The sequence below is a fragment of the Trichocoleus sp. DQ-A3 genome, assembly GCF_039961975.1.
In the GTDB taxonomy this organism is placed as follows: domain Bacteria; phylum Cyanobacteriota; class Cyanobacteriia; order Cyanobacteriales; family FACHB-T130; genus FACHB-T130.
On sequence record NZ_JAMPKC010000017.1, the window covers coordinates 108085 to 116746 of the forward strand.

The following is an 8662-nucleotide window of genomic DNA, read 5'->3' on the forward strand; positions in this document are numbered from 1 at the left end:
AAAAAACAACAAGCAAGATGAAGCGACAAACCAGAAAATTTCCCAAGCGAATGCTACGTTTTGCCGTTGCCTCTCTAACGGCGCTGTTTTTATTTCCTTGGGGAAGCATCTTTAATCCTTCATCCTCGCTTTTTCATCTTTCCGAACAGCCTGCGATTGCCCAGATGTACGGAACTCAGGATGTCTGGCGGCAAGTTTATCAACGCCTACCGGATTTGCCGCTAGAAAATCAATACATCAGCAAGGAAACTGGCAAGCAGGCATCGGAAAATACGCTCGTGGGGCGCATCATCCGGTATCACGTTTATGTAAAATCACGTCCACCCAACTATCGGCTGGACTGGAAACTGACCTTGGCGGACTATCTGGGCGCAAACGAACTAATCCAGGAGTCGCTATATCCGGGTTATGATACGTTGCAGAAAAATCCCATGCAGAGCGATCGCGCGGTCATTGAACGCCTGAATCGAGTGCAACGAGACGCCTTAGTTCAAGTCCTCGTGAGTCTATTCACTCCCAATTCTCAGCAGCAGGCACCCGTACCTTCTCCTAGCGCTTCACCTCAGCCACAGGCAGCACCCAAACCCAGTGGAGGGCTAGCATTGCCTCAGCCAGGAGATGCTCAGTTACTCAAGTAATGAAAAATTAAAAACTAAAAATGTAAGAAAAGCGCTTTAGTTTTTGATTTTTAATGACTTTTATGGAACGTCTCATCAAAAGTGGAGTTGGCTGGCGCATTGGCTGGAACCCTAACACGACTGAGTTTAAAGGGTTAGTTGGTGGGGATGATTGGGCGATAGAGCTGACAGAGGCAGAGTTAAATGAGTTTTGTCGCTTGCTGGCACAATTGGCAGAAAGTATGAGCCAGATCGCGACTGAGTTGATGGATGAGGAGAAAATCGCCTGCGAAACTGAAAGCGACTTACTTTGGATGGAAGTGGAGGGCTACCCCCATGCTTACAGCCTTCGCTTCATTCTCCACACGGGACGGCGGGGTGAGGGTAGCTGGAATGAGGCAGCAGTACCGGGTTTGATGCAAGCGGCTCAAATGTTAAAGGTTTTCTGATTGCATCTTGACAGCTTTAAGAAAGCTGGTATAGAATATAAGACTGTGCCGGGGTGTAGCGCAGGTTGGTAGCGCGCAGCTTTGGGGTAGCTGAGGTCGTGGGTTCGAATCCCGCCACTCCGATTAGTCCGGCAGAATCCGTTAAGTTGAAAGGGGCGAGTTCTCCTGAGGGAGATAAAAAATCGCTCATCATTGTCATAGAAGCTAAGTCATAGAAGCTCATGGCTTAATGTGTAGGGAGCCTGTATCGCGGTTATTGCTGTGGAGCGATCGCTTATGCTCAGACGTTTAACCAGCCGCTCTCTGCTGACGGCAGCTATTTTTCTGGTTGTGACATCGCTTACCCTAATAATTGTCCTATTAACTAAGCAGCCAGTTATGACATCTCAACCCCAGCTGCTAAGCGATCCCTTTCTACAACTGCCGACCGAAACAAGCGTGCGAGTCGTGTGGTTTACTGAGTTTGCTGGTGAGCATCGTGTCGCCTACGGTGAGAATCTGGCTCGCAGTGTCGTCGCCAGTACCACCAAACTCAGCCGCACTCGTGAGGATAGTCAATCGCGGGTAGGAAATCAGACTCAAGACGGTCAGATTTACCGGCAGCCAACCAGCCGAGACATCTGGCGGCACGAAGCAGAGGTGACTGGCTTAACTCCTGGCACGCGAGTTTCTTATCGCGTCACCAGTCTGCGGGAAGATGGTACGAGCGTTAGCAGTAAGGTATTCACGCTCGCCCCCAAACCCACACCGGGCACATCACTGAAAATTTTGCTGACTTCCGACCACCAGCTCAAGCCGATGACATCTGCCAATCTTCAGAAGGTCGTTGAGACAGTCGGGCAAGTAGACGCTGTCTTCTTTGTCGGTGACTTAGTCAACATTCCCGACCGTGCCTCCGAGTGGTTTGATGATAATCGGGGGGGTGCCTTCTTTCCTTGTCTCCAAGGTCGCAGCAACTACGAACTTGAACACAATGAACTTGAACACAACGGTGTCAAGACGGTTTATCGGGGTGGACAGATAATTCAAAACGCCCCCATGTTTGCAGCGATTGGCAATCATGAGGTGATGGGACGCTTCTCGATGGAAAGTAGCTTAAACGACCAGTTCGATGACTCCTATCCTCGTTGGGCTGCTCAGGAAATTTATGCACAAAAGGCAGAAGAAAAAAAGGCAGAGCAACTAAACCCCGGTGAGGACACGAAGCGCAATTTCGCGTCTCTTCAACAGTTAAAAGATAATTCTTTTAATACCGATACTTACGAAGAAATTTTTACTTTACCCGAAAGCCAGGAGGGTGGAAAAAAATATTATGCCGTCACATTTGGTGATGTGCGGTTGGTGGTACTTTACGCGACCAATGCGTGGCGTTACTGGGGATTGGAGGAGAAGACAAAGGGAAGATACCGCGAACGAGAAAAACACTTAAATAACCCGGAAAAGTGGGGATATGGGCAGCACATCTTTGAGCCAATTGCCAAGGGTAGCAAACAATACACCTGGCTCGAAAAAGAACTGAATAGCCCAGATTTTAAGAAAGCAAAGTACAAAGTTGTGATGTTTCATCACCCACCGCATTCACTGGGGGATAACATTGTCCCTCCTTATACCGACCCAGTGCAGACGATCGACCGAGATGGGAATGGCAATATTAAATCGGTGCGTTACAAGTACCCTAGAGAAGCAGATTACATTATCGGAGATGTAGTACCACTGCTAGAAGCTGCTAATGTGCAGTTAGTATTTTATGGGCACTCGCACCTGTGGAATCGCTTTGTCAGTTCTAGCGGGATGCACTTTTTAGAAACCTCGAATGTCGGCAACTCCTATGGTGCGGCGTTGGGCGAAAAGAAGCGACCTGTACCAGAAGAGTATCAAGAGAATGATATTGTAACGGGCGATCCAAATGGGTTGGAGGCAGTGGTACCGACCATTGCGCCGCTAATGGGTGAAGATGGGAAGCCATTGTCGTATGTGGCAAGTAATGAGATGACGGCATTTAGTATCTTCAACACGGGTACGGGTATGGTGAGCAGTTACCGTTTTGATACGCGAAAACCGGACTCAGAGGTGGTAAAGTTTGATGAGTTTAAGCTGAAATAGAGGAAATTTACCCGGCAAGTTATCGAGTAGGCAATGAGCGCGATCGCACAACAATTCTAAAAAGTTGTTATCCCACCATTTGACTAGTATAAAATTATCTAAAATTAGGTAAAAAAATCCCCTCTACAGTTACTTTTATCGCCATCCGATATGAGTTGTAAGATGAGAGCGGTTTAGATCCCCGACTTCGAGCGAGAAGTTGGGTATCTCGCCTTCAGGAATCATTAAAGGGATAGCACGATTTAGCGATCTCGAATTGAAGGAGCCGTTGCCAAAGTTTCTGCTGCTTTTTGCATTGCTTCCAGATCCGAAGATGTCCAGGTACGAGCATCCTGACAATTATGAGCAACTAGCAATCCCCACAACCGAACAGAATTAAGAATTGGCACCACTAAATTAGCGCGTACCTTCATCGTGCGGAGAAAGTCGCGATGGCAAGGATTAATCGGTTCTAATTCAATATCTGCGATCGCTCGCACCCTTCCTGCTTGGTACAAGGCGGCATATTCATCATTAAAACAATCATCGGGACCTGTTGAGCCGAAGAGCGAGTATTCTCTAGACCTCAAGGACTCAAACGTAACCTGCCCTTTCCACTGGCGATAAAAGTAATATAAAACTACGCGATCGACTTGAAGCAAATCTCTTAGCTCGTCGGTCGTCTTTTGAACTAAAGCATCTCGCTCGATACTAATGGCAAGACGGTTAGCAAATGTTCGCAAACCCGGATCGCTATCCTGTATAGCAGGACTAGAGTCAGAATCTCTGTTGAAGTTACTTTGCACGGGAAGACAAATCCGACTGAGTTATGACAATTGAATGTTTTTTATCATAACGCTAGAGTCCAAATAGCATCCACTCTAAACGCTAAGAGATTGATGCAAACAGCGATCGCTCTTATTTTTTGGGCGGTGTGCAATGTCCTATACAGCAGAAATTTACATTCTATACTTCTTGATTTACCAGTAATTGACTTTTTTGTTGCTCAATTGGAATCTCAATTAAGAACTCTGTACCCTGTCCCGGTGCTGAAATACATTTCAGTTGACCGTTATGCTTATCTACAATTTGGTAGCTAATTGACATCCCCAAACCTGTCCCAGAACCGACCGGCTTAGTTGTAAAAAACGGATCGAATAATCGACTGCTGACTTGCTCTGTCATTCCTGGGCCGTTGTCAGTAATTTGAATCCTGACTTGATTGGGTTGTACAGTAGAAGTGCGAATCCAAATCGTCGGAAATTCTTTGGGGTTCATGGTTGATGGTTCATTGCCGCGAACTGCGAACGGCGAGCAATGAACTGCTTCGAGGGCATCAATCGCATTCGTCAAAATATTCATAAATACTTGATTAATCTGTCCCGCATAGCATTCAACTTTGGGTAGGTTGCCATATTCTTTGACGATCTGAATACCCGAACGATCCGGTTTGGCTTTCAGACGATTTTGCAGGATCAGCAGCGTGCTATCGATGCCTTCATGAATATCGACAGTCTTCATCTCTGCCTCATCAAGACGAGAGAAGTTTCGTAAACTCAGGACTATTTCGCGGATGCGGTCAGCTCCTACCTTCATAGAAGATAGGATTTTAGGCAGGTCTTCGAGTAGGAAAACCAGGTCGATTTCTTCCGCCTGAGCTTGAATGGCGGCGGGTGGCTGGGGATAGTGTTCCTGGTAGAGCTGAAGCAGGCGTAGTAAATCGAGAGCGTATGCATTAGCGTAAGAGAGATTGCCGGAGATGAAGTTAACGGGATTGTTAATTTCGTGAGCAACCCCCGCAACCAACTGTCCTAAAGAGGACATTTTTTCACTTTGAATCAGTTGAGCTTGAGTTTGCTTCAGTTCGCGCAAGGCGTGTTCAAGCTGAGCAGCTTTGGTTTGGGCAGTGCTGGCGGCATCAAGCTGCTGGTTGTAAAGTTCGGCTTGGTTAATCGCGATCGCTAGCTGGTTGACAACCGCCGAGAGTAATTCCACCTCGCTGTCCGTCCAAGGTTGCACTTGGTTCCGGCGATGACAAGCCAAGGCACCCAGTTCGCCACTCGGTGTCTGTATTGGCAGCGCCAGCGCTGACCGAGTGCCTGCAACGAGTAATGTTTGCGGAATGACTGGATCGTCCGGAGTTTGCACTTCATCCAGGCGGAACATTTCTAAATTCAGCATTTTTTCCTCAAACTTTGGAAAAAATCCCACCGGATAGAAGCCAAGCCAGTTCGCTTCGGTGGAAGTTCTCGCTTCCTTAACAACCTCCCATCCGGGGGGTGACGAATGAGGGCGATACCAAGCGAAGGTGCATGACTCAATCCCCATCCGCCTTTGGATCGCCCCTACGGCGGTTTCTAGAATCGTATCTAGATCGAGGGTGTTCCGGATCTGGTTAGCTAGACGGTTGAGTAGTTCTTCCTGCTGAGCGAGTTGTCTGAATCGAGTTTCCGATAGTTGCAGAGCGACTTCAGCCTGTTTGCGTTCGGTGATGTCGGTGGAAATGCCGCAAACTGCATAAGGCATACCATTGTCGTCGTAAAGCGGAAACTTCATCGAAATGTAGGTGTGTAAGCCGTCGTCTTGAGGAATCACTTCCTCACTTTCTAAAGGAATCCCTGCCGCAAGTACCTTTTGATCGTTGGTTTGCAATGCCTCAGCGACCTCATAAGGTAAGTACTCGAACTCTGTCTTCCCTTTGACTGCCTTTGCATCAACGTTGAGCAAGTTGGCACACTTCCGGTTCATCAAAATATTACGACCTTGAATATCCTTGACGTAGATAGCGGCTGGAGAGTAAGCCAGAATTGCTTGAAGCTGCTGTTCGCTCTCCCTCAGAGCGGCTTCAGCCTGTTTGGCACTTGTGATGTTCCTCGCAGTGCCTGTGGTGCCGAGGATGTTTCCGGCGTCGTCCTTAGATGCGATCGCGTTGAAGCTCATCTGAATTGGCGTTCCATCTTTACGCAGATGCACCGTTTCGTATTGGAAATACGGCTCACCCTCCAGCAGGCGCAGATGTATCTGCCAGTTCTGCTCCACTTGTTCCGGTGGCTGGAAATCGGTGAACAAACGCCCGATCATTTCTTGGGGATCGTATCCATGCATTTGTTTGACCGCAGAGTTCACAAATGTAAATCGCCCCTGTCTATCCACCGACCAAATCAAATCCTGGGAAGTCTCGACCAAATGGCGGTATCTTTGCTCACTCGCCTTCAGCGCCGCCTCTGCCTCTTCCCGGTTGGCAATTTCGCTTTGCAATTGCCCAATGGCAGCTCTTAATTCGCAGGTACGCTCCTCAACGCGGATTTCTAGTTCTTCTTTGGCTTTCTTGAGTGCTTCCTCTGCTTGTTTGCGCTGGGTGATTTCCCGCGCTACGCCAACTAAACCGATAACCTTTCCTTTGGGGTCGCGGTAGACGCTTTTTGTGGAAAGAAATGTCCGGGTAATCCCTGTGGTGAGTATCGTTTCCTCGACAACTTGAGTCACGCCCGTCGTCATGATTTGGCGGTCAGTCTCCATGACTGGATGCGCCAACTCTAGAGGCAGTAACTCGGTATCATCCTTGCCGATAATTTTCCCTTCCGGTCTGCCAAAAACAGCGGCACCCGCCGAGTTGATCATCAAATAGCGGCCCTGAAGATCCTTTACATAGATGGCATCCGGGGTGCCTTCAATCACCGCACACACAAGGCTGTAGCTGAATTCTAGTTCTTCTTTGGCTTTTTTCGCAGTTTCCTCGGCTCGCTGGCGCTGGGTGATGTCCGTGTGCGATCCAGCCATCCGAATTGCTTTGCCGTTAGCATCTCGCAGCGCTGCTCCCCGCGCTAAAATCCACCGATAGGAGCCATCTTTGTGCTGCAAGCGATGCTCTAATTCGTAATTAGAAGCTTGGCTATTCATGAGATAAGCTTGGACGGTCGCGATCGCGCGATCGCGGTCATCGGGATGCAATCGTTTTTCCCACTCTTCAATCTGATTGGGCAACTCATGCTCTTCATAGCCCAGCATCTTCTTCCATTGAGGTGAAAAATAGGTCTCGTTGGTTGCTATATCCCAATCCCATAATCCATCTTTAGAACCTTGAACTGCTAAATCAAACCGTTCTCGGCTCTTACGTAACTCTTCTTCAGCAGCTTTCCGTTCGGTAATATCTTCAAAAGTGCAAAGGATGCCGACCACGTTTTCTTCACCATCATGGAGTGGAACTTTGTTACTGTCTATCCAAGACGGTTTACCATCCGCCTTGAGCGTTGATTCAATGCTGTGATATTCTGGCGTGTTTGTTTCCATAATTCGCCGTTCGCTATCCCGCAATAAGCCCGTTTTTTCTGTGAACAACAAATCGTAGTCGGTTTTTCCAACAATATTTTCTGGCTTGCCAACCCCTACTAGCTGTGCAAAATTCCAATTGCACCCCAAATAGACTGAAGTTCTGTCTTTCCAAAAGATAAATTGGGGGATGTTATCCATTACCAATTGCAGCATTTGTTGCGACTTTCGCAGTTGTTCCTCAATGTGCCTGCGCTCAATCATTTCGGTTTCAAGTTTGCGGTTAGCTATCTCTAATTGAGCTGGGCTAGGTAATGCTAGAGCTTTGGGAATTAAGGGCACTAAGCTTGCTGCTGTATAGACTGATATTCCAGCAGTTAGCGCTTTCATAAAACCAGCTATCCAATAAATCGGATGCCAAAGCGTCCACACTTCGATTAGATGAGTGGTACCACAAGAAATAATAAAGGTTCCAAATAATAGAAATATCCCTGCGTAGGGTAAATCTTTTCGCTGGTGAACGAAGTAAAAGAGCGTGATAGGAATAGAGTAATAGGCAAGAGCGATTAGCACATCTGATATGATATGCAGCCCTACTAACTCTGGTTTCCACAAGTAACAATGTCCATGTGGAATAAAAGAGTTTGAACCCAAAAAAATCTGCAAAAATTGCAGCATATAGCTCCTACTACGTGTTCCTAATTTTTGCTCAACTTTGTAAACTTGTAGAGTATAAAAACATACAATTAACCTTTACATTTTTTCTCAACGAGAGAAGCTGAGAAGCCAAAATTCTAGAAAATTATGTTTAGTAATTAAAATTTTTAATCCCAGCCCATAGCCACGACAACTGTAATTTTTCTAGAAAACATACTCAATTCGCATAGCGATCGCCGTAATATTACGTATGCCAACTGGAAATGAATATCAATGTTTAACGATTGATAGGTTTTTCTACGCAATTGTTGTGTTAAAAAAGGTCTCTGGCGTTAATGTAGAAAATTAATAAATTAAACGAGAGTTCATTTGTCAAGAGAGCGATCGCTGAAAATTAGCTAGAAAATTACCGACAAAATGCTCAATCGGAGTCGCTGCGGCACTAAAACACTCAAAACTGGGCTTTCTTGCTACAGCAGATTGCAGGTATATAGAGTACATTGAGGTCAGTGCATGAACAGGTAGAATGAAACCTTACTCCATCGACTTTCGAGAAAAAGTAGTCAAAGCATACGAACAAGAAAACAC

General features: G+C 46.8%; 5 protein-coding genes and 1 tRNA gene. 4 read left to right on the forward strand and 2 right to left on the reverse strand.

The features are described 5' to 3' along the window. The first annotated feature begins 17 nt into the window (after positions 1-17). From NDI44_RS21095 to NDI44_RS21110, 4 genes are all read left to right on the forward strand, one after another. The gene (locus tag NDI44_RS21095; RefSeq protein WP_242037216.1) at positions 18-638 is read left to right on the forward strand and encodes a hypothetical protein; all 621 of its coding nucleotides are present in this window, start codon (positions 18-20) and stop codon (positions 636-638) included. A gap of 62 nt (positions 639-700) precedes the next feature. Continuing rightward, on the forward strand, positions 701-1066 hold the full coding sequence (locus NDI44_RS21100; protein ID WP_190416142.1) for a DUF1818 family protein: 366 nt from the start codon (positions 701-703) through the stop codon (positions 1064-1066). Between the two features lie 49 nt (positions 1067-1115). Next, positions 1116-1189: transfer RNA gene (locus NDI44_RS21105), tRNA-Pro, on the forward strand. Positions 1190-1444: 255 nt separating this feature from the next. Beyond that, complete coding sequence (locus NDI44_RS21110; protein WP_347276921.1) at positions 1445-3169, forward strand: metallophosphoesterase; 1725 nt, start codon at positions 1445-1447, stop codon at positions 3167-3169. A gap of 242 nt (positions 3170-3411) precedes the next feature. On the opposite strand, the gene NDI44_RS21115 is transcribed toward NDI44_RS21110, so the two are convergent. Beyond that, the gene (locus NDI44_RS21115; protein ID WP_339380858.1) at positions 3412-3954 is read right to left on the reverse strand and encodes a GAF domain-containing protein; all 543 of its coding nucleotides are present in this window, start codon (positions 3952-3954) and stop codon (positions 3412-3414) included. A 160-nt stretch (positions 3955-4114) separates the two neighbouring features. After that, positions 4115-8095, reverse strand: a complete 3981-nt coding sequence (locus NDI44_RS21120) for a PAS domain S-box protein (RefSeq protein WP_190416144.1) — start codon at positions 8093-8095, stop codon at positions 4115-4117. Between the last annotated feature and the right edge of the window lie 567 nt (positions 8096-8662).